This window comes from Micromonospora antibiotica (assembly GCF_017599305.1).
Taxonomy (GTDB): Bacteria; Actinomycetota; Actinomycetes; order Mycobacteriales; family Micromonosporaceae; genus Micromonospora; species Micromonospora antibiotica.
Genome location: NZ_JAGFWR010000011.1, coordinates 131,343 through 151,797 on the forward strand (window position 1 = coordinate 131,343; position 20,455 = coordinate 151,797).

At 73.7% G+C, this 20,455-nt stretch carries 17 protein-coding genes; 7 read left to right on the plus strand and 10 right to left on the minus strand.

Annotated features, from left to right (window positions below):
• Window positions 1–168 precede the first annotated feature (168 nt).
• Window positions 169–447 carry an excalibur calcium-binding domain-containing protein gene (locus JQN83_RS19725; RefSeq protein ID WP_208568609.1) on the minus strand — a complete coding sequence of 93 codons (279 nt, stop codon included), beginning with the start codon at window positions 445–447 and terminating at the stop codon, window positions 169–171.
• Window positions 448–1,276: 829 nt separating this feature from the next.
• On the opposite strand from JQN83_RS19725, the gene JQN83_RS19730 reads away from it, so the two are divergent.
• On the plus strand, window positions 1,277–1,930 hold the full coding sequence (locus JQN83_RS19730; protein ID WP_208568610.1) for a DedA family protein: 654 nt from the start codon (window positions 1,277–1,279) through the stop codon (window positions 1,928–1,930).
• Window positions 1,931–1,990: 60 nt separating this feature from the next.
• Here the strand turns inward: JQN83_RS19730 and JQN83_RS19735 are convergent, their stop codons facing one another.
• Complete coding sequence (locus JQN83_RS19735) at window positions 1,991–3,394, minus strand: NAD(P)H-quinone dehydrogenase (protein WP_208568611.1); 1,404 nt, start codon at window positions 3,392–3,394, stop codon at window positions 1,991–1,993.
• A gap of 106 nt (window positions 3,395–3,500) precedes the next feature.
• Here JQN83_RS19735 and JQN83_RS19740 point away from each other — a divergent pair, with 106 nt between their 5' ends.
• Window positions 3,501–3,956, plus strand: a complete 456-nt coding sequence (locus tag JQN83_RS19740; RefSeq protein ID WP_208568612.1) for a gamma-glutamylcyclotransferase — start codon at window positions 3,501–3,503, stop codon at window positions 3,954–3,956.
• Between the two features lie 137 nt (window positions 3,957–4,093).
• Here the strand turns inward: JQN83_RS19740 and JQN83_RS19745 are convergent, their stop codons facing one another.
• The 4 genes from JQN83_RS19745 to JQN83_RS19760 form a co-directional block, all read right to left on the minus strand.
• Window positions 4,094–5,050: a GNAT family N-acetyltransferase gene (locus JQN83_RS19745; RefSeq protein ID WP_208568613.1), complete on the minus strand. Its 957-nt coding sequence runs from the start codon at window positions 5,048–5,050 to the stop codon at window positions 4,094–4,096.
• 299 nt (window positions 5,051–5,349) lie between these two features.
• Window positions 5,350–6,099 (minus strand): SCO6745 family protein, encoded by a 750-nt coding sequence (locus JQN83_RS19750; RefSeq protein ID WP_208568668.1) that lies wholly within the window; start codon window positions 6,097–6,099, stop codon window positions 5,350–5,352.
• A 31-nt stretch (window positions 6,100–6,130) separates the two neighbouring features.
• Complete coding sequence (locus tag JQN83_RS19755) at window positions 6,131–7,198, minus strand: coiled-coil domain-containing protein (protein ID WP_208568614.1); 1,068 nt, start codon at window positions 7,196–7,198, stop codon at window positions 6,131–6,133.
• Window positions 7,199–7,201: 3 nt separating this feature from the next.
• Window positions 7,202–7,831, minus strand: a complete 630-nt coding sequence (locus JQN83_RS19760; RefSeq protein WP_208568615.1) for an MBL fold metallo-hydrolase — start codon at window positions 7,829–7,831, stop codon at window positions 7,202–7,204.
• A gap of 122 nt (window positions 7,832–7,953) precedes the next feature.
• Here JQN83_RS19760 and JQN83_RS19765 point away from each other — a divergent pair, with 122 nt between their 5' ends.
• Complete coding sequence (locus tag JQN83_RS19765) at window positions 7,954–8,970, plus strand: DUF4349 domain-containing protein (RefSeq protein ID WP_208568616.1); 1,017 nt, start codon at window positions 7,954–7,956, stop codon at window positions 8,968–8,970.
• Here the strand turns inward: JQN83_RS19765 and JQN83_RS19770 are convergent.
• Both JQN83_RS19770 and JQN83_RS19775 read right to left on the minus strand, forming a co-directional pair.
• On the minus strand, window positions 8,927–10,189 hold the full coding sequence (locus JQN83_RS19770; RefSeq protein WP_208568617.1) for an amidohydrolase: 1,263 nt from the start codon (window positions 10,187–10,189) through the stop codon (window positions 8,927–8,929). The genes JQN83_RS19765 and JQN83_RS19770 overlap by 44 nt on opposite strands.
• Window positions 10,190–10,883: 694 nt before the next feature.
• Window positions 10,884–12,467 carry an acyl-CoA mutase large subunit family protein gene (locus tag JQN83_RS19775; protein WP_208568618.1) on the minus strand — a complete coding sequence of 528 codons (1,584 nt, stop codon included), beginning with the start codon at window positions 12,465–12,467 and terminating at the stop codon, window positions 10,884–10,886.
• 230 nt (window positions 12,468–12,697) lie between these two features.
• Here JQN83_RS19775 and JQN83_RS19780 point away from each other — a divergent pair, with 230 nt between their 5' ends.
• From JQN83_RS19780 to JQN83_RS19795, 4 genes are all read left to right on the plus strand, one after another.
• A complete protein-coding gene (locus tag JQN83_RS19780) occupies window positions 12,698–14,869 on the plus strand; it encodes a serine/threonine-protein kinase (protein ID WP_208568669.1) in 2,172 nt (723 codons plus the stop codon).
• 91 nt (window positions 14,870–14,960) lie between these two features.
• On the plus strand, window positions 14,961–16,679 hold the full coding sequence (locus JQN83_RS19785) for a phospho-sugar mutase (protein WP_208568619.1): 1,719 nt from the start codon (window positions 14,961–14,963) through the stop codon (window positions 16,677–16,679).
• Between the two features lie 671 nt (window positions 16,680–17,350).
• A complete protein-coding gene (locus tag JQN83_RS19790; protein ID WP_307799452.1) occupies window positions 17,351–18,235 on the plus strand; it encodes a helix-turn-helix domain-containing protein in 885 nt (294 codons plus the stop codon).
• Window positions 18,228–18,431 carry a DUF397 domain-containing protein gene (locus JQN83_RS19795; protein ID WP_208568621.1) on the plus strand — a complete coding sequence of 68 codons (204 nt, stop codon included), beginning with the start codon at window positions 18,228–18,230 and terminating at the stop codon, window positions 18,429–18,431. Before JQN83_RS19790 ends, JQN83_RS19795 begins: the two co-directional genes overlap by 8 nt.
• A gap of 187 nt (window positions 18,432–18,618) precedes the next feature.
• Here the strand turns inward: JQN83_RS19795 and JQN83_RS19800 are convergent, their stop codons facing one another.
• Complete coding sequence (locus JQN83_RS19800; RefSeq protein WP_208568622.1) at window positions 18,619–19,302, minus strand: GOLPH3/VPS74 family protein; 684 nt, start codon at window positions 19,300–19,302, stop codon at window positions 18,619–18,621.
• A 412-nt stretch (window positions 19,303–19,714) separates the two neighbouring features.
• Entirely contained in the window at window positions 19,715–20,347 is a 633-nt protein-coding gene (gene upp, locus JQN83_RS19805) for a uracil phosphoribosyltransferase (protein ID WP_208568623.1), read from the minus strand.
• Between the last annotated feature and the right edge of the window lie 108 nt (window positions 20,348–20,455).

A 20,455-nucleotide genomic window follows, 5' to 3' on the forward strand; every position in this document is an offset into this window, starting at 1 on the left:
CGCTTTACGGCCGACCGGCCTCCGGCGCGGTCCCCCGGCCCCGCGCGGTCCGGCACGGCGCGCGGCGCGGCGCGGTCCGGCACAGCGGTCCGGCGCTGCGGTCCGGCGCTGCGGTCCGGCGCTGCGGTCCGGCGCTGCGGTCCGGCGCTGCGGTCCGCTGCGGCGCGGTCAGCGCTTCTCGCAGGCGACCTTGTCCTTGTCCCGGTCCAGGTGGGTGTTCTTCGCGTAGACCGAATCCGACACGGTGAAGTTCGTGACCGGCTTGGTGCTGCCCCGGACCTTGTCCTTCGCGCCCTTCTTGCCCACCCCGTGCTTGTACTTCTTGTTCAGTTCGGTGCAGTTCTTGTACTTCGTCGCCGCCGCCTCGGCCGGGCCGGTCACGACGACGAGGGTGCTGCCGAGCGCCAGGGTCACGGCGAGCGCGCCCCGCACCAGGATGGAAACCATCTACGAGCCTCCGAAAGGAATGTCGGTTGAGCCCGGAACGCTATCCGGGCGACACCGGCGGGTGGGGCGTCGTGTCCCCGGGCCGACAGCCGGTGTGTCCGAACGATGATCACCGGTCGGCCGGTAGCGGCGCGACGCCGCTGTGACGGCCGTGAGACGTCGTACGACCCGCGCGGCCGACCGCCGGGAAGGGGGAGGGTGCCCGGCTCGACCGGGGTGCGGGTGACCGGCGCAGCCGGGGTCGGGCCGGCGGCACCGGTCCGACCCGCCGGGGTCGTCGCCGCGCGGCTGGGGTCAATCACCGGGTCCGGGCCGGTGACGGCGATACGGTTGGCTCAGTTGCCATCGTCAGAATCGACAGCCGTCATGATCAACGATCATCATCCGTGGCCGGCGCAGAGCGGGGGACCGGACCGGATCCGACGCTCACCGGTGAGGCGTTCCCGCTGGTCAGCACGCGGCTGTCCGGGTTCACCGGGGCGGAGATTAGGAGGGTCGCCGGCACGGGACCTGCCGGCGACCCACGGCGGCCCGCTCGTCAGGAACGGGGGACCCGACGGGTGGGGGGCCGCGTACCCAACGGTACGCCGACGACCGACGATCCGCCGACCCCCTCCGGGCGGCGAGCGGCGAACGGCGGACCGCGAGCGGCAGACGGCAGGCGGCCCATCACGCTGCTACCGGCGGCACACGGCGCGCAGTCGCGCGGTCTCCCCAGCAGGCCCCGGTGGTGTCCGTGGTCACCACCTGCCGGTCCGGATGCCGGTGCGGGTGAAGCCACCGGGAGGCTCGGTGCCTGGAATCGGCCCTGACCGGCGAGGTGGCAGTCGTGCCCGAGCTACTCACTGACGTCGCATCACCCCTGCTGGCGTACCTGCTGCTGATGGGCCTGCTCGTCGCGGACGCCTTCGTGCCGGTCATCCCCACCCAGGCCGTCATGATCACCGGCGGTGCGCTCACCGTGGTGGGTGGGCTGAGCCTGCCGTTGACCATCGGCGTCGGGGCGCTCGGCGTCTTCGTCGGCGACCTCGCCTGCTACCTGCTCGGCCGCAGCGCCCCGCACCGGCGACCGGCCCGGCACATCGCACCCGGTCGGGCCCGCCGGGTCGCCGGACGGGTCACCCGAGGGCTGCGCCGCCCCGGACCGCTGACCATCCTGCTCTGCCGGTTCGTGCCCGGCGGCCGGATGGCGGCCTGCTTCTCCGCCGGCCGCAGCCGCTACCCCTACCGGCTGTTCCTCTGCTACGAGGCGCTGGCCGCCGTCGGCTGGGCCAGTTACGGGGCCATGGTCGGCCACCTCGGCGGCACCGCGCTCACCGGATCGGCCTGGCGGTTGGGGCTGATCGCGGCCGCGGCGGCGGTCGGGTTCGGGGCGGCCGGCTGGACGATGACCCTGCTCAGCGCCCGCGCCGCCAGCCGGGACACCCGCACCGACCTGAGCGCGTCCACCCCGAACCCTGACCACTCGACAGCGCCGATGTAGCGGCATCCAGCACACCCTGACACCGCTGGATCGGCACACCGGCGCGACGCCCCCGCCGGGTCATTCGAGTTCGTGCAGCATGAGTTGGCGGGCCGCCTCGGTGATCGAACCGGACAGGCTCGGATAGATGGTGATGGTCTGGGCCAGCTCGTTGACGGTGAGGTTGTTCTCGATCGCCATGGTGATCGGCAGGATCAGCTCGCTGGCCTTGGGGGCGACCACCACGCCGCCGATCACCTGACCGGTCGACGGACGGCAGAACAGCTTGACGAAGCCGTCGGCCAGGTCGTCCATCTTCGCCCGGGCGTTGCCGGTCAACGGCAGCATCACCTGACGGGCCAGGGTCCGGCCGGCGTCCGCCTCGTCCTGCGAGACACCCACGGTGGCCAGCTCCGGGTCGGTGAAGACGTTCGCGGCGACGGTCCGCAGCCGCAGCGGCCGGACCGCCTCGCCGAGGGCGTGCCACATCGCGATCCGGCCCTGCATGGCTGCCACGCTGGCCAGCGGCAGCACGCCGGTGCAGTCGCCGGCGGCGTAGATGCCGGGGACGTTGGTACGCGACACCCGGTCGACCGTGACGTAACCGCCCTTGGCCAGCTCGACGCCGTACTCGGCCAGGCCGAGGCCGGCGGTGTTCGGGATCGAGCCGACGGCGATCAGGGCGTGCGAACCGGTCACCACCCGCCCGTCGGAGAGGACCACCTCCACCCCGTCGTCGACCCGCCGGACCGCGTCCGCCCGGGAGTTGTTGAGGATGCTCATGCCCCGGCTGCGGAAGACCTGCTCGATGGCCATCGCCGCGTCGGCGTCCTCGTGCGGCATCACCCGGTCCCGGCTGGAGACCAACGTCACCTCGACCCCCATCGCCTGGTAGGCGCTGGCGAACTCGGCACCGGTGACGCCGGACCCCACCACGATCAGGTGGCTGGGCAACTCGGGCAGGTCGTACACCTGCCGCCAGGTGAGGATGCGCTCCCCGTCGGGCAACGCGGTGGGCAGCTGACGCGGGGTGGCACCGGTCGCGACCAGCACGGTGGACGCGGCGATCGAGTATTCCTCGCCACCGTCGGTCGGGGTGACGACGACCCGGTGGGTGTGACCCAGGGTGTCCTCGCCGAGTCGAGCGGTGCCCGCGACGAAGGTCACCCCGGCCTTGATCAGCTTGGCGTGGATGTCGGCGGACTGGGCCAGGGCGAGCCGCTTCACCCGCTCGTGCACGGCCCGGGCGTCGACCGTGACCGCCTCCAGGCCGTCGGAGTGGATGCCGAACGCCTCGGTGTCCCGGTAGCCGGTCACCACCTCCGAGCTGGCGATGAAGGTCTTCGACGGGACACAGTCGGAGAGTACGCAGGCACCTCCGGCGCCGTCGGCCTCCACCACGGTGACGTCGGCGTCCAGCTGGGCGGCGACCAGGGCCGCCTCGTAGCCGGCCGGCCCCCCGCCGATGATCACGATGTGGCTCACAGCCCTCGCCCTCTCTCGGTGTTCACAGTGACTTTCTTCTCCCGAACCCGTGCGACACGCACCGTCGTATTCTCCCCCACCCGTCTGCCGGGCTATCGTCATCGCCGTGCGTCACTACGCGGCCTACGGCTCAAACCTGGACCCTGCCCGGATGCGTGCCTACTGTCCGCATTCGCCGATGGTGGGCGTCGGCTGGCTGGAGGGGTGGCGGCTGACCTTCGCGGGCGAGGACGTGATCGGCTGGGAGGGGTCCGTCAGCACCGTGGTCGAGTCCCCGGGCGACCGGGTCTTCGTGGCGCTCTACGACATCGACCCGTACGACGCCGCCCAGCTCGACGAGTTGGAGGGCGTCACCGCCGGCACGTACCGCAAGCTCACCGTGCGGGTCCTGACGCTGGACGGTGACGTGACCGCCTGGGTGTACGTCTTCGACGGCTACGAGGGCGGCCTGCCGACCGCCTGGTACCTGTCGGAGATCGCCAACGCCGCCGAGAAGGCGGGCGCACCCGACGACTACGTCTCCGAGCTGCGGTCCCGCCCCACCGGCACCGCCTCGGCGTAACGCGTGTCGCACCCGTCCAGTGTGCTACCGGCGTCGCTGACGCCCGACGGCGACCCCGTCGGGCGTCAGCTCCGGCACACACCGGGCCGGCCGGGGCAGCCGGTGCACACCGGGGCGGCCGACGCGTGCCGGGCCGGTCAGGTGGCGGGCACGCTCCGCTCGTACAGATCGATCCAGCGGGTCTCGCGTAGCCCCACCGCGCGGTAGAGGGTGACCGGCGTCGTGGGGTTGGCCAGGTCGAACCCCAGCCCGGCGTGACCCCGGCCCTTGGCCGCGTAGACGGCGAACGCCCGCCGCAGCAGCGCCGCCCCCACCCCGCGCCGCCGGTACGCGGGCAGCACCGACAGCGTGCGCACCCAGCCCATGTCCTGTTCCAGCGCCTGGTCGGACGAGTTGAGCGCGCCCGCCGGCTCGCCGTCGACCTCGGCGAGGAACCACTCGTCCCAGACCCGCCCGCCGTCGGTGAGCCGGTCCCGCCAGCCCTCGAAGCCGATCGGCTCGTAGTCCGGGGTGTCCCGGAACGCCGTGTCGTGGATCCGGTGGAACAGCCGTAGGTCGGCCTCGTCGTCGGGGCGCAGCGGCCGGACGGTCACCCCGGGTGGGGGTGGCGGTTCGGCGGGCAGGTCGGCCAGTGACCGGCTCATCCGCAGGTACCGCTTGGCCCGGGTGAAACCGGCGGCGGTCAGCTCACCGGCCCAGCGGGTCTCCGGCGGGCAGGCGGCGGCGCGGACGGTCAGCGCGGGCCGGCCCCGCTCGGTGGCACGTTCGGCGATCCGGCGCAGCATCCGGTCGAGCAGTACGGCCCGCTGCTCCGTCGCGCGCTCCGGATCGACGAAGACGTCCAGGTATTCGCGGCCCACCCCGGTCGGGTTGTCGACAAGTGTCCAGCCGACCACCTGCTGATCAGGATCGGTCAGGACCCAGGAGTCGTGCTGCGGGTCGAAGAACGGCGCGGTCAGCGCGGCCCGGACGTCGTCGGCGTCGAAGTCGGGGTGGCCGATGGCGAACGTGTCGGCGGCGTGCACCACGGCGAGCAGCGCGGGCACGTCGTCCAGGGTGGGGCGGCGGGCGGTCCAGCCGGCGGGGAGCGTCACGCCGCAGATCCTGGCAGCCAGCCCGCCGCCCCGCCGCTGATTTTTCGGGTCGCCGACCGGCCGCACCGAACTGCCGCCCGCACCGGCCACACCACACCGCACCGCACCGCACGGGCCGGGCCGACTCGGACCGGCCGCACCGCACCCGGGCCGGGCCGACTCGGACCGGCCGCACCGGGCCGGGGCCGGGCGCACCGGGCCGGGGCCGGGCGCACCGGGCCGGGGCCGGGCGCACCGGGCCGGGGCCGGGCGCACCGGGCCGGGGCCGGTCGCACCGGGCCGGGCCGGCCGGGAGTCGGTCAGCCGTCCGCTTCGGCGCGGAGCCGGGCCCGCACGTCGGTGAGCAACTCGATCAGCTCCCGGCCCTCGGCCGGGGGGAGCGCCCGGAACCCGGCCGAGGCCAACCGGTCGGTCACCGCCTCGGCCCAGAGCCGACGCCGTACCAACGGCCCGACCGGCGGGTACGGCGGGGACCACCCGCACGCCGCCGCCCCGGCCTCCCCCTCCGGCCCGGCCAGTACGGCCTCCAGCGGTGTCATCCCGGCTGCCCGCACCGCCAGCAGGTAGGCCCCGACGAAGTGTTCCCGCAGCAGCAGCAGTGCCACGGCAGCGCGGGCCCCCTCGGTGTGCTCGGGCAGCGGCATGGCCCGCCAGGCCGCGAAGAGCGGCATGCCGGTCGCGTCGGCGGCGGCCACCACCCGTTCCAGCAGGGCCGTCAGCCGGGGTGTGTCGGGCAGGTCGTCGAGGTGTTGGGCACCCCACCGGCAGCACTCGGTCAGGTTCGCGGTGGCCACCTCCAACGGTCGGACCACCCGCACGGCGGTGTCCCACCCGTCGGCGACGGCCTCCGGGGCGAGGAACCCCAGCGCCGCCGCCACCGTCTCGGCGCGGATGTCACCCAACGCGCCGGCCCGCCCGGTGACATAGAACGCCCAGCCGGGAATGCCCATCGTCCTGGCCCGCCGCAGGGTCCCCGGGCAGCGGCTGAACAGCTCCCCCAGCTCCAGCACGGCGGGTTTGCTGCCGGCGGCGACCTGTTCCGGCGTCATCCCGACCGCCTGATGCACGCATTCATCGTGTTCAGTCTGCCCCCTCAGCGTCCGCCGTGGGGTCCGCCTCCTCGGCGTCCGCCGCCTCGATCACCCCCTCGACCTCCCCGGTGCGGCGGCGGGCGGCGGTGAGTGCCCGCTCAGCCGCCCGACGGGCCAGTTTGGCCCGGCTCAGCTCCTGTTCGGCGGCGGCCCGGCGGCGTTCCAGTTCAGCCAGTTCCCCCTCGATCCGGTCGAGCGCGTCGGCACCCGCCCGCTCGGCCGTCGCCGCACCGTCCAGGTCCTGCTCCGCCTGCCGCTGGGCGACCCGCGCCGCCGCCAACTCCCGGTCCAACGCGCGGCGACGCCTGGCCCGTTCGGCCTGGGCGGCCCGCGCCGCCACCCGCTCGTCACGGGCCCGTCGCGCACCGCCCTGGTCCGCCTCCCGCGCCGGTACGCGGCCAGCCGCCGCCCCGGCACCACCGGCCGTCGCCCCGGCACCACCGGCCGCCGCCCCGGCGCCACCGGCCGTCGTCCCACCCCCGGCCGCCCGCGCGCCACCACCAGCCGCCGCCCTGCCACCGGTCGCCTCCTCGGCGACGCCTCCGGTGACCAGCCGCAGCTGGGGGCGGGGCACCTCGCCGAACCCGGAGTGGTGCACCGCCCGCAGCAGCCGTCCGGACCGGACCTGCCCGGCCACCCCGGTGTCGGCGAGCGCGGCGTGCAGGGTGGCCTCGACCTCGGCCAGTGGTAGTCGGGTGGCCGGCGGTGCGTCGGGAATGTCGGCGGCGATCCGGCGTACCTCGGTGACCAGCGCGGCGACCAGTTCCCGCCGCTGGGCGGACAACTCCCGCAGCCGGGCCCCCTCGAGATCGCGTTGGGCGGTGCGCAGCGCCTCGGCCAGCGGCCCGAGGTCGGCGACCAGCTCGGGCCGGTCCAGGGCGAGCAGGTTCACCAGCCAGGCCGCCACCGTGGGCCGCTTCCATCCGGCGATCCGCCGGGCGGTGGCGACGTCCCCGACCCGGCGGGCCTCGGCGACGGCGGCGTCGCGGGCGGCCACGAACCGGTCGGGCGGGGTGCGGTAGAGCTGCCGGGCCAGCGTGGACTCGTCGACGGCCACGGCTCAGGCGTCGATCCGGCTGCCCGGCTCCAGCCGCTGGTATTCGGTGCGGGACAGCGCGGTGTACTGCCGGTCGAGCACGCCGTACCCGTTGTCGTTGAGCAGCGCGTCGTGCAGGGCGTACGCCCGGCGCGGGGCGACCGCCCGGATGAAGTCGACCACCTCGGAGAACTTCGACCAGGGTGCGTGGATCGGGGCGAAGAGCGTGTCCACCTCGACCCCCTCGGGGACGTACAGCGCGTCGCCGGGGTGGTAGACCGTGCCGTCGATCAGGTAACCGATGTTGTCCACCACCGGGATGTCGGGGTGGATCACGGCGTGCCGGCCACCGACGGCGCTCACCGGGATGCCGGCGGCGGTGAACGTGTCACCCGGGGTGACCGGGGTCAGGGCCGCCGCGGCGTCGCCGAGGACGGCACCGAGCGCCGCCGGGCCGTACACCGGGACGGGTTCCCGGTCCAGCCGGCGGGCGAGCGCGGCCGTGTCCAGGTGGTCGGGGTGTTCGTGGGTGACCAGCACCGCGTCCGCCCCGTCCAGCGCCGCCGCCTCGCTGAACACGCCCGGATCGACGACCAGCACCGCCCCGTCGCGTTCGATGCGCAGACAGGAGTGCGAGAACTTGGTGAGTCGCATCGTGACTCCTCGCTTATCGAATCGTGATGTCCTCAGCGCAGTCTGCCGGAACCGGGGCGGCCGTGCGCCGCGTCCGAGCTATCGCCCCGGAACCGGGGGGACGGACGACGACGGGAGCGGGGATGACACTGAGGACAGCGGCCGGTGGGGCGCGGGCCCTGGCGGCGATCGGGTTGGCGGCGCTGCTGCTGGCCGGGTGCGGGGCGGACGACCGCGACGGCAGTTCGGCCGGTTCCGCGCCGCAGGAGAAGGCGCCGGCGCAGGGGGCGCCGGGCGGCGCGGCGCCGGACCGCGACGCGGCGAAGGGACAGGCCGGTACGGGCGCGGCCGACCTGCGGGTCGACCAGCGCGCGATCATCTACACCGGAACGATGCGGGTGCAGGTCGACGACGTGGAGGCTGCCGCCCGACGGGCGGTGGACGCGGTCACCGCCACCGGCGGGTTCGTCGGCGGCGATCAGCGGCGCAGTGTCGACGCGTCCGCCCAGGCGGAGCTGCAACTGCGGGTGCCGGCGGCGAAGTTCACCGCGCTCGTCGACGAGTTGGCCACCTACGGTCGGCAGCAGCGCCGGGAGATCCGTACCCAGGACGTCACCGAGGAGACCGTCGACCTGGACGCCCGGATCGTCACCCAGCGGGCCCGGGTGGACAGCGCCCGCCGGCTGCTGGCCCGGGCCGACACGGTGGCGGAGCTGGTCTCGTTGGAGAACGAGGTGACCCGCCGGGAGGCGGACCTGGCCTCGCTGGAGGCGAAGAAGCGTCGGCTGGCCGACCTGACCGCGCTCTCCACGATCACGGTGACCTTCGTCGGCCGGGACGCCTCGACGGCCGACGACGAACCGGCGGACCGGACCGGGTTCATGGTGGGCCTGCGCGGCGGCTGGACCGTCTTCCTCGCCTCGATGGGCGTACTGCTCACCGTGCTCGGGGCGCTGCTGCCCTGGCTGCTGATCATCGGGGTGCCCGTGACGGCGCTCGTGGTGGTGCTGCGGCGGCGGGGCCGGCGGCGGCAGCCCCCGCCGCCGACGGGTCCGGTCGGCGGGGGACGCGCACCGATGCCTGGTGGACCGGGCGGCGGGGGTCACCCGCCGGCTCCTACCGGGCCGCCGCCAGTGCCCGCAACGCGGTCTGCACCATGACGCGCACGCCGACCGGGATGGCCCGCTCGTCGACGTCGAAGGACGCCCGGTGCAGGTCCATGGTGGGGCCCCCGGCGCGGCCCACGCCGAGCCGGGCCAGCGCACCGGGGACGTGTTCGAGATACCAGGAGAAGTCCTCGCCGCCCATGCTCTGCGGGGTCTCCGCGATCCCCTCCGGGCCGAGCGCGGCGGCGGTGGCGGCGGTGAGGATGCCGATGGCGCGAGCGTCGTTGCTGACGGGTGGCCGGCCGCGCAGGTATTCCAGGTCGACGGTGGCGCCGGTGGGCGCGAGGACGTCCCGGACGACCTGAGCGACGATCTCCGGGGCCCGTTCCCAGGTGTCGCGGTCCATCACCCGCAGGGTGCCGGCCGCACACGCCTCGGACGGGATGACGTTGTACCGGGTGCCGGCCGAGGCGTGGCCGAACACCAGCAGCAGCCCGCTGTTGGCCGGCACCCGGCGGGTGACCAGGGCCGGGACCTCGGTGACCAGCCGGCCGAGCGCGTCGACCAGGTCGACGGTCAGGTGGGGGCGGGCGGTGTGCCCGCCCGGCCCGGTGAGCTTGACGGTGACGTTGTCGGCCGCCGCGGTGATCGGACCGACCCGCAGCCCCACCCGGCCCACCGGCTGGTTGGGGTCACAGTGCAGGGCGAAGATCTGCACCACGTCGTCCAGGCCGCCGGCCTCGATGACCTCCAGGGAGCCGCAGGGCAGGATCTCCTCGGCCGGCTGGAAGATCATCCGGACCCGGCCGTCGAGCTGGCCGGCGTCGGCGAGCTGGGCCAGCAGCATGCCGACGCCGAGCAGCACGGCCGTGTGCACGTCATGGCCGCAGGCGTGGCACACCCCGTCCACGGTGGACCGGTAGGAGACGTCCTTGACGTCGGTCAGCGGCAGGGCGTCGATGTCGGCGCGGAGCGCCACGACCGGGCCGTCGGGCCGCCCGTCGATGTCGCAGATCACCCCGTTGCCCTTGGGCAGCAGTCGGGGATGCAGCCCGGCGAGGGTGAGTTCCCGGGCGATCAGCGCCGCCGTCTCGAACTCCTCACCGGAGAGTTCCGGGTGGGAGTGGAGGTGGCGGCGGGTGGCGATCAGGCCGGGTACCCGCAGCGCGAGCAGGTGATCCAGATCGTGGGGCAGGGGCTGGGACCCGGACGGCGCCTCCGCCCAGGACGACGCCAGCTGGCTGCCGTTCGGCAGCGTCAACGCACTCGTCACGTCGAATTCTCGATCACTAGAAATGGATGGATCATCGGGGAGGACAGCAGACAGCCTAGACCTCCGACGGTGACGCTGCGCAACCTCGTTACGGTAGTGATCGGAGCGCACAGCGTCACGTAAGCCCTGGTGGGAGGGGTCGAATATCTGCGGGACAGCAGGTAGATCGCGGTCGGACGCCGTCATCTGCCCCCCACCTCCTACAACGCGTAACCGATTGGGCGGTCGCGAAATCGGCGTCGATCCGGGGCCGTCGTACCCGAATTGTCGCATTGGTCGCCCCGGGCGGCCGACAGTCCGACAATTAGCCGACGCCGCCGGGTGAGCAGCCGGTGCCCGACGGTGACACGGCGTCTCCGGGCCCGCGCGGACATGCTGTCCGTCCCGTCCACCCGTCCGGGTTTACCCACGAACCCCGTACCGCACGCCAGGCCAGCCGAGCCGCCCCGCCGCCTGCCGGGCCGACCTGGCACACCACCGCAGGCTGTCACCGACGGTAGCCCCGGGCGCGTCGGCCTGGCGACCCCTAGCGGCCCCGACCGGACGACGACGGCGACCCCTGCCGGCAGCGGACTGCCGGCGGAGGTCGCCGTGCGGATCAACGTGGGGCCCGGCCCGCCCGCCGGGTCGCGGGCGGCACACCGGCCGGGTCGCGGGCGGCACACCGGCCGGGACCGCAGCGGTCGGACCGGGGTCAGAAACGGTCGCTCGGGCGGTACGTCCCCCAGACCTGGCGCAGCAGCCCGCAGACCTCACCCACCGTGGCCCGGGCCCGCAGCGCCTCCTTCATCGGGTAGAGCACGTTCTCGTCACCCTCGGCGGCGGCCCGCAGCTCGGCCAGCGCCCGCTCGACCGCCCCGGCGTCCCGCTCGGCCCGCAGCCGGGCCAGCCGCTCCGACTGGGTCGCCTCGATCGTCGGGTCCACCCGCAGCGGCTCGTACGGCTCCTCGGTGTCGATCTGGAAGCGGTTCAACCCGACCACCACCCGCTCCCCCGCGTCGATCTGCTGGGCGAACCGGTAGGCCGACTGCTCGATCTCCCGCTTCTGGAACCCGGCCTCGATCGCGTCCACCGCCGAACCGTGGTCGAAGACCCGGTCCATCAGGTCGTTGACCGCCGCCTCGATCTCGGCGGTCATCGCCTCCACCACGTACGACCCGGCGAACGGGTCGACGGTGGCGGTCAGGTCCGTCTCGTACGCCAGCACCTGCTGGGTACGCAGCGCCAGCCGGGCGGCCTTCTCGGTGGGCAGCGCGATCGCCTCGTCGAAGCTGTTGGTGTGCAGCGACTGGGTGCCGCCGAGCACCGCGGCGAGCCCCTGCACCGCCACCCGGACCAGGTTCACCTCGGGCTGCTGGGCGGTCAGCTGCACCCCCGCCGTCTGGGTGTGGAACCGCAGCATCATCGACTTCGGGTCCTTCGCGCCGAAGTCGTCACGCAGCAGCCGGGCCCAGATCCGCCGGGCGGCGCGGAACTTCGCGACCTCCTCCAGCAGGGTGGTGCGGGCCACGAAGAAGAACGACAACCGGGGGGCGAAGTCGTCGACCGCCAGCCCGGCGGCCAGCGCCGCCCGGACGTACTCGACCCCGTTGGCCAGGGTGAACGCGATCTCCTGCGCGGGCGTCGCCCCGGCCTCCGCCATGTGGTAGCCGGAGATGGAGATGGTGTTCCACTTCGGCACCTCCTTGCGGCAGTACGCGAAGGTGTCGGCGACCAGCCGCAGCGACGGCTTCGGCGGGAAGATGTACGTCCCCCGGGCGATGTACTCCTTGAGGATGTCGTTCTGGATGGTGCCGTTGAGCGCCGAGCCGGACAGGCCGTTCTCCTCGGCGACGAGCTGGTAGAGCAGCAGCAGCACCGAGCCGGGCGCGTTGATGGTCATCGAGGTGGAGACCTTGTCCAGCGGGATGCCGGCGAAGAGCAGCCGCATGTCCTCGATGGAGTCGATCGCCACCCCGACCTTGCCCACCTCGCCGCTGGCGATGGCGTCGTCGGAGTCGTACCCCATCTGGGTGGGCAGGTCGAAGGCGACCGACAGGCCCATCGTGCCGGCCTTCAGCAGCTGGTGGTAGCGCGCGTTGGACTCGGTGGCGGTGCCGAAGCCGGCGTACTGGCGCATCGTCCACGGCCGGGAGGTGTACATCGTCGGGTAGACCCCCCGGGCGTACGGGTACTGGCCCGGTTCGCCGAGGCGGGAGTCCAGCTCCGGGGGGAGGTCCGCAGCCGTGTAGACGCCCTTGATGGGGAACCCCGACTCGCTCGCCCGCGCTTCACTCATCCAGGGATGGTAGGACGCCCGGCGGCATCGGTGGGGTGAGGGATGGCGCACATCTCGGTTCGGCATCGGTCGACGGCAGGTGAACGGCCAGGTACACACCGTTCGGCAGGGCGGTCGGTAGCGTCGGATAGGACAAAGGTCCGCCGCGTCGGGTTTCGCATCGGGCGTCGGAACCAGCAAGATAGAGACGTTGTGTCCCAGCCCCCTCGACTTTCCCGGTGGCTTTTCCTGTGACTCAGATCCCGACGTGGAGCGGCGGACCAGTGAGTCCTCCCAACGGACGCGCAGCACCCGGCACCATCATCGGCGGCCGGTACGAGTTGCGCTCCTCGGTGGGCAACGGCGGCATGGGCACGGTCTGGCGCGCGACAGACACCCTGCTGCGGCGCGACGTGGCGGTCAAGGAGGTCGTCCTGCCGCCCGGGCTGGCCCCCAGCGACCGGGACGCGATGTACGAACGCACCCTGCGCGAGGCGCGCGCCGCCGCCGCGATCCAGCACCCGGCCGTGGTCCAGGTCTACGACGTGGTCACCGAGGGTGGCCGGCCGTGGATCGTGATGGAGCTGCTGGACGCCCGCAGCCTCGCCGACATGGTGATCGAGGACGGCCCGGTGGCCGGACGCGCGGTCGCCAAGATCGGCATCGCGCTGCTCGGCGCGCTGGAGGTGGCGCACGCCAACGGGGTGCTGCACCGTGACGTCAAGCCGGCGAACGTGCTGATCTGCACCGACGGCCGCTGTGTGCTGACCGACTTCGGGGTGGCCCGGATGCCCACCGACGTCCAGCTCACCACCCCCGGGATGGTGCTCGGCTCGCCGCACTTCATCTCCCCCGAGCGCGCCATGGGGCAGGATTTCGGCCCACCCAGCGACCTGTTCTCCCTCGGTGTGACGCTCTACACGGCGGTCGAGGGGCGGCCCCCGTTCGACAAGGGCGACCCGATCGAGACCATGCACGCGGTCGTCGAGGACCCGCCGGCCACCCCGCAGCGCAGCGGCCCGCTGACCCGGGTGCTGATGGGCCTGCTGGAGAAGGACCCGGCCCGCCGGCTCGACGTGCACACCGCGCGGGCGATGCTGCGCGAACTGCTCGCCGGCCCGCTGACCAGCACGGCGACGGCGGTCAACTCGATCACCGACCCGTACTCGGTGGTGCCGGTGCAGCGCCCGTCGGGGCCGCCGGCCGTAACCGCGCCGCCGGCCGAGTCGAAGCCGAGCGGGCAGATCGGTGGCCGGGCGATGCTGGCCGCCGGTGAGTCGCTGACCGACCGGCTGGCGAAGCTGCGCCGGGGTGAACGCCCCGAGCCGGTGGCGACCTCGGCCGCCGCCCTCGACGACACCAGCGCCGACGCGTTCGCCGGCCCGCTGCACACCCCGACCGATGCGATGCCGGCATCGGGCGGGCCTACCGTCGACCCGCTGCCGACCCGCCCGACCGCCGGGACGTACGGCCGGCCGGAGGCCACCCAGCGGATCACCCCGAGCGCCGCCCCGGAGGCCACCCAGCGCATCGGTGGCGGCACCACCGACGCCACCCAGCGCATCGGCGGGCACCCGGACGCCACCCAGCGGATCGGCGCGGGCACCGAGACCAGCCGGGCCGGCTACGGGGCCGCCGAGCCGACCCAGGCCATCTACGGCGGTGGCGGCAACTCCGAGCAGACCCAGGCGGTGTACGGCGGACAGTGGTCCATCCCCGGCACCGGCCAGTCGTGGACGTCGCCACCCGCGCCGCCGGGCGGGGCCGACGGTGGCGCGCTCGGCCGGGCGAAGGGTGCCGGCGGTCGACTCGTCGGCACGGTCAAGGGCTGGCCGCGCAAGCTCCAGCTCGCGGCGGCCGGCGGCCTGGCCGTGGTGTTGCTGATCGGCGCGGTGGCGCTGTTCAGCGGCGGCGACCCGGAGCCGACCCCACCCCCGCAGGCCGGCCCGAGCGCACCGGCTGCCGGTGGCGGCGAGCTGCCGCCGATGCAGGAGCACAGCGCCCGGGGCATCCGGGTGAACGTGCCGAAGGGTTGGCAGCGGGCGACCGGCGGGGTCTACATCGACTACGTCGACCCGCAGGACAAGGGGCGCAAGGTCCGCATCCTCACCGAGAAGTTCGGCGGCTCATCGAGCCGCTGGGTCGAAGTGGCGGCGGACGGCCTCCGCAAGCGGACGAGTTCCTGCGCCAAGCCCTACGAGCAGCTGGCGATGGGCGAAAAGAACCTCGCCGGCAAGTCGGCCGCCGAGTTCGAGTACACCTGCGGCGAGGGCGACGACAAGCGGCACGGGGTGTGGCGCGGGGTGGTGCACGAGGGGAAGGTCTACTCGTTCTACCTCACCGCCAACGACGCCAAGTTCACCGAGAGCAAGCCGATCTTTGACGAGATGGTCAAGTCGTTCCAGCTCACCGGGGCCAGCTGAGCCGGCTCGCGGGGCGGGCCGGACCGGACCGCCCGGCAAGGTGATCCGGGTCGACCGGACCCGGTGATCCGCCGCCGTGCTATCAAGGGGCATGGCGGCGGAAAGCACTGACCTCGACCGGATGCGCGACCAGGCTCGACGCTGGCTCGACGACGACCCCGACCCGGCCAGCCGGGACGAGCTGCGGGCCGTGCTCGACCGGCTGCCGGCCAGCGCGCCGGAGCTGGCCGACCGGTTCGCCGGCCCGCTGACCTTCGGCACGGCCGGGCTGCGCGGCCCGCTGCGCGCCGGGCCGAACGGCATGAACCTCGCGGTGGTCACCCGGGCGGCGGCCGGGCTGGTCGGCTGGCTCGACGCCGAGGGCGGCGAGGGTCCGCTGGTCATCGGGTACGACGCCCGGCACGGTTCCCGGGAGTTCGCCGAGCGCACCGCCCAGGTCGCCACCGGCGCGGGCCGGCCGGCGCTGCTGCTGCCCCGGCCGCTGCCCACCCCCGTGCTGGCGTACGCGGTGCGCAGGCTCGGCGGGGTGGCCGGGGTGATGGTGACGGCCAGCCACAACCCGCCGCAGGACAACGGCTACAAGGTCTACCTGGGTGCCCAGCTCGGTGGGGCGCTCGGCGCGGGGGCGCAGATCGTGCCGCCGGCGGACGCCGGGATCGAGGCGGCCATCCGGGCGGTCGGCCCGCTGGCACAGGTGCCGTTGGGGCCGCCCGGCCAGGTGCTCGGCGACGACCTGGTCGCCGCGTACGTGGAACGGGCCGTGGCGGTGATCGAAGCGGGCGGGCCGCGTGACCTGCGGGTGGCGTACACGCCATTGCACGGGGTGGGGGCGGCGGTGCTGACGGCGACCTTCGCGCGGGCGGGTTTCCCGACCCCGGGGGTGGTGCCCGACCAGGCGGAACCGGATCCGGCCTTCCCCACCGTCAGCTTCCCCAACCCGGAGGAACCCGGCGCGGTGGACCGACTGGTGGCCCTCGCCCGGGCCACCGACGCCGACCTGGCGATCGCCAACGACCCGGACGCCGACCGCTGCGCGGTGGTGGTCCGCGAGCTGTCGGGTGCCGTGGCGGGCCCGTCGGGTGCCGAGCCGGTGTCCTCGGGCACCGGGACGGGGTGGCGGATGTTGCGCGGGGACGAGGTGGGGGTACTGCTCGCCGACCACCTGATGCGGCGCGGCGTCGACGGCCTGTACGCGACCACGATCGTGTCGTCGTCCCTGCTCCGGGCGATGTGCGCGGCCCGGGGCCGGGCGTACGACGAGACGTTGACCGGGTTCAAGTGGATCGTCCGGGCCGGGGGTGGGACGCCACCGCTGGCGTACGGCTACGAGGAGGCGCTCGGCTACTGCGTGGCCCCCGAGCACGTACGCGACAAGGACGGCATCACCGCCGCGCTGACCGTCGCCGAACTGGCCGCGGGGTTGAAGGCGCAGGGGCGCACCCTGACCGACCGGCTGGACGAGCTGGCCGCCGAGTTCGGCGTGCACCACACCGACCAGTTGTCGGTCCGGGTGGACGACCTGCGGATCATCGCCGACGCGATGGCCCGGGTCCGGGCGGCCACCCCGACCACGCTGCTCGGTGCACCGGTCACCGAGACGCAGGACCTGCTGCCCGCCGCCGACGTGGTGATCCTGCGTACCGCCGCCGCCCGGGTGGTGATCCGCCCCTCGGGCACCGAGCCGAAGCTCAAGGCGTACCTGGAGGTGGTGGAGCCGGTCGCGGACGGGGACGTGCCGGCGGCCCGCACCCGGGCGGCGGCGGCGCTCACCACGCTGCGCACCGAGATCGCCACCGCCCTCGGCATCTGACCCCGCCCACCACGCACCGCGCCGCATTCTCCGCCCACGCACCGCACCGCATTGCCCGCCACGCGCCGCGCCGCATTCTCCGCCCACGCACCGCACCGCATTGCCCGCCACGCGCCGCGCCGCATTCTCCGCCCACGCACCGCGCCGCATTCTCCGCCACGCGCCGCACTGCATGATCAACTCAATTTCCATGTTGTAGCGGCATCCGTCCCCCTCGGAGGCCACTACAACATGGAAATTGCGCGCCTCGCCCGCAGCCCGCATCCGGACGGGCGAATTGGCGGTAAGGGCTCGACAGGTGGGTGGGAGAGGCGGTCGGCGGGACGGTTCGGGCAGCCACCTGGCCGCCCCGCTCGACCGGCAACAGGGCCTCGCCACCCACCAGCACCAGCGCCAGCGCCAGCGCCAGCGCCAGCGCCAGCAGGTCATACCGATCGTTTCGGGGCGGGCGGTCGACCGGGACCGATCACCCGCGTTCGCGGGATCGATCCACCCCCGCACCCCCGTCGCCACGAATCTCACCTGGCGTCACACCTTGCTCGCAAAGCGCTCGCATGATTAGCATCAGCGCATCACTCTCACCATTTATCCGACGCCACCGAAATGCGTTCTCCCCGCTGTTGCATCGGCGGCGGCCCGTTGTTTCATTCAGGACGGAAAGGTGTTGCACGGTGCGTGAAACAAACAGTTCGACGGTGCCCCGACGGCAGCTCGGCAGGTTGCTCACCCAATTGCGGGAGGACGCCAGGCTCAGCATCGAGTCGGCGGCCGGTGAGCTGGACTGCTCACGACAGAAGCTCTGGCGCATCGAGCGGGGTCTGACGTCGGCCAAGACGCCGGACGTCCGGATGCTCTGCGAGCTGTACCGGGCCACTCCGGACCAGGCGAGCGTGCTGCTGGGGCTGGCCGAGGTGAGCCGGGCCGAGGGGTGGTGGCACGCGCACGGCAGCGCGGTGCCGTCCTGGTTCTCGCTCTACGTCGGCCTGGAGAACGTCGCCAGCAGCATTCGTCATTACAACGCCGAGCTGGTGCCGGGGCTGTTGCAGACCCCCGGCTATGCCACCGCCCTCTTCCAGCACAACCGGCCCGAGCTTGGCGAAGAGGAGCAGCAGAGGGCGGTGAGTTTCCGCATCCAGCGGCAGGGGTTGCTGGCCCGACGACTGCCGCCGGCCCCCTCGCTGACGGTGATCCTCAGCGAGGCGGTGCTGCGCCGCCCGGTGCCCGGCCGGTCGGTGATGGCCGACCAGCTCCGGCACCTGGTGGCCGTCGGCGAGCGGCACAACATCACGATCCGGGTGCTGCCGCTGGCCGCCGGGCCGCCACTGGCCGCCGAGGCCGGCACCTTCGTGCTGCTCGACTTCCCGCCCTCGGCGCTGGGCAGCCCGAGCGAGCCGCCGACCGTCTACGTCGAAGGGCTCACCGGGGCGCTCTACCTCGACCAGCCGGCAGAGATCGCCGCCTACGAGCGGGTCTGGAAGGGGCTAGATTCCCTCGCCCTCGACCCGGGACAATCGACCGAGCTGATTGACGCGATCCGGGGAGAGTGCCATGCCTGACCTGACCGACGCCCGCTGGCGCACCAGCACCCGCAGCGGCACCAACGGCGGCGACTGTGTCGAGGTGGCCGACAACCTCCCCGGGATCATCGGCATCCGGGACAGCAAGGACCCGACCGGCCCCGCCCTCACCGTCCCACCCGCCGCCTGGTCCGCCTTCGTCACCGACCTCAAGGCGCACCGGCTCACCCGCTGACGGCGCTCACCGCCCCGCGCACCGAGACCGCCACCACCCTGGCCGTCTGCCGGCCCTGGGCACACACTCCGCACAGCATGATCGACTCAGTTTCCTGGTTGTAGTGGCATCCGAGCGGGATGGATGCCACTACAACCAGGAAACTGCGAGGCTCCCGCGCAACCAGCGGGGTCGCGTGTGGTGGCGGTCAGCTCACGGCGCGCTTGCCGAGTGCGTGGTCGACGGCCTGGCCGAGGGCGGTGACGACCAGGGCCACCGAGGGGCGGACCACCGACTCCTCCAGGCTGATCGTGCCGGAGAAACCGGCCCCGCCCGCGATCTCCTCCAGCCGCCGCCGGGCGTCCTGCGCCGCGCTGCCGGTCAGGCCGAGCGCCGGTTCCATCCGCAGCACCGCAACCAGCGTGGCCAGCGCCGCCGTCCGCTCGTCGGGCAACTGCTCGCCGGCCAGCGCCTCGGCCAGCCGACGCCGGCTGTCCTGCTCCACGGACGGGTCGGTGGTCGGGTAGCGGTGCACCACGATGAAGTCCAGCTCGGTCTCCTCGACGTCACGCACCACGCCCCGGTCGACCAGGTCGCCGAGGATGCGGTCACGCAGGCCGTGCCGCAGCCGCTGCACCCAGGAGGACGGGCTGTGCGGGGTGTCGGCGGCCATCCGGCCCAGCACCCCGTCCAGGATCGGTTCGCCGACCGGCGTCGGGTCGGTCACCACCAGGTTCCCGTCGACGTACGCGATCCGGCCGGCAAGGGCCAGCTCGACCAGGACGGCGGCGGCCATCCCCAGGTCGAGGCTGATCCGGGGCATGGTCGCCTTGCCGGATTCATCGTCATACGCGAGGAGCAGCAACTCCTCGGCCAGCGCAACACCAGTCATGGCCCGAGACGGTAGCGCCTGAACGCACCCCGCGCTCACCGACTCGCTCTGGGTGGGAAGGCAACCCCCGCGACCGACCCGACCACCCGCCAGCTCAGCCCGGAGACACCGGAGCTGGGCGGGCCGGAAACGGAGCATGCCGGCCGCAAGCTGAGCGAGGCAGCCGCCGCACGCCGGGGCGAGGCAGCCGCCGCACGCCGGGGCAAGGCATGCCGCCGCACGCCGGGGCAAGGCATGCCGCCGCACGCCGGGGCGAGGCAGCCGCCGCACGCCGGGGCAAGGCATGCCGCCGCACGCCGGGGCGAGGCAGCCGCCGCACGCCGGGGCAAGGCATGCCGCCGCACGCCGGGGCGAGGCATGCCGCCGCACGCTGGGCGGGCCGAGCGGGGCATGCCCCGGCGAGATGGGCCGGTCAGAACCGGGGCATGCCGCCGAACTGGCGGTCACCGGCGTCGCCGAGGCCCGGCACGATGAACATGTTGTCGTTCAGCCCCTCGTCGATCGACGCGGTGACCAGGCGCAACGGCAGCCCCGACCGCTCCAGCCGGGCGATGCCGACCGGCGCGGCGAGCACGCAGAGCACGGTGATGTCGGTGCAACCCCGGTCGGCGAGCAGCCGGCAGCAGTGCTCCAGCGAACCGCCGGTGGCCAGCATCGGGTCCAGCACCAGCACCGGCAGGCCGGCCAGGTCCCGGGGCAGCGACTCCATGTAGGCGCGCGGCTCGTACGTCTCCTCGTCGCGGGCCAGGCCGACGAAGCCCATCGACGACTCCGGCAGCAGCCCGAGCGCCGCGTCGGCCATCCCGAGCCCGGCCCGCAGCACCGGCACCAGCAGCGGCGGGTTCGCCAACCGGGTGCCCTCGGCCCCGGTGACCGGGGTCTGCACCGGGTACTTCTCGACGGGGAAGGTGCGCGCGGCCTCGTACACCAGCATGGTGGTGAGTTCGTGCAGCGCGGCCCGGAACGACGACGAGTCGGTCCGGGCGTCCCGCATGGCGGTCAGCCGGGACTGGGCGAGCGGGTGGTCAATGACGTGTACGTCCACGATCGCTCAACCTACCGGTCCCGGTCGGTCGGCAGTACGGATGCGTGGCGGGCGGCGACGCGGCTCACCCGGGGCCGGCGGGCCGGGGCGTCCCACCCGCGGCCGACC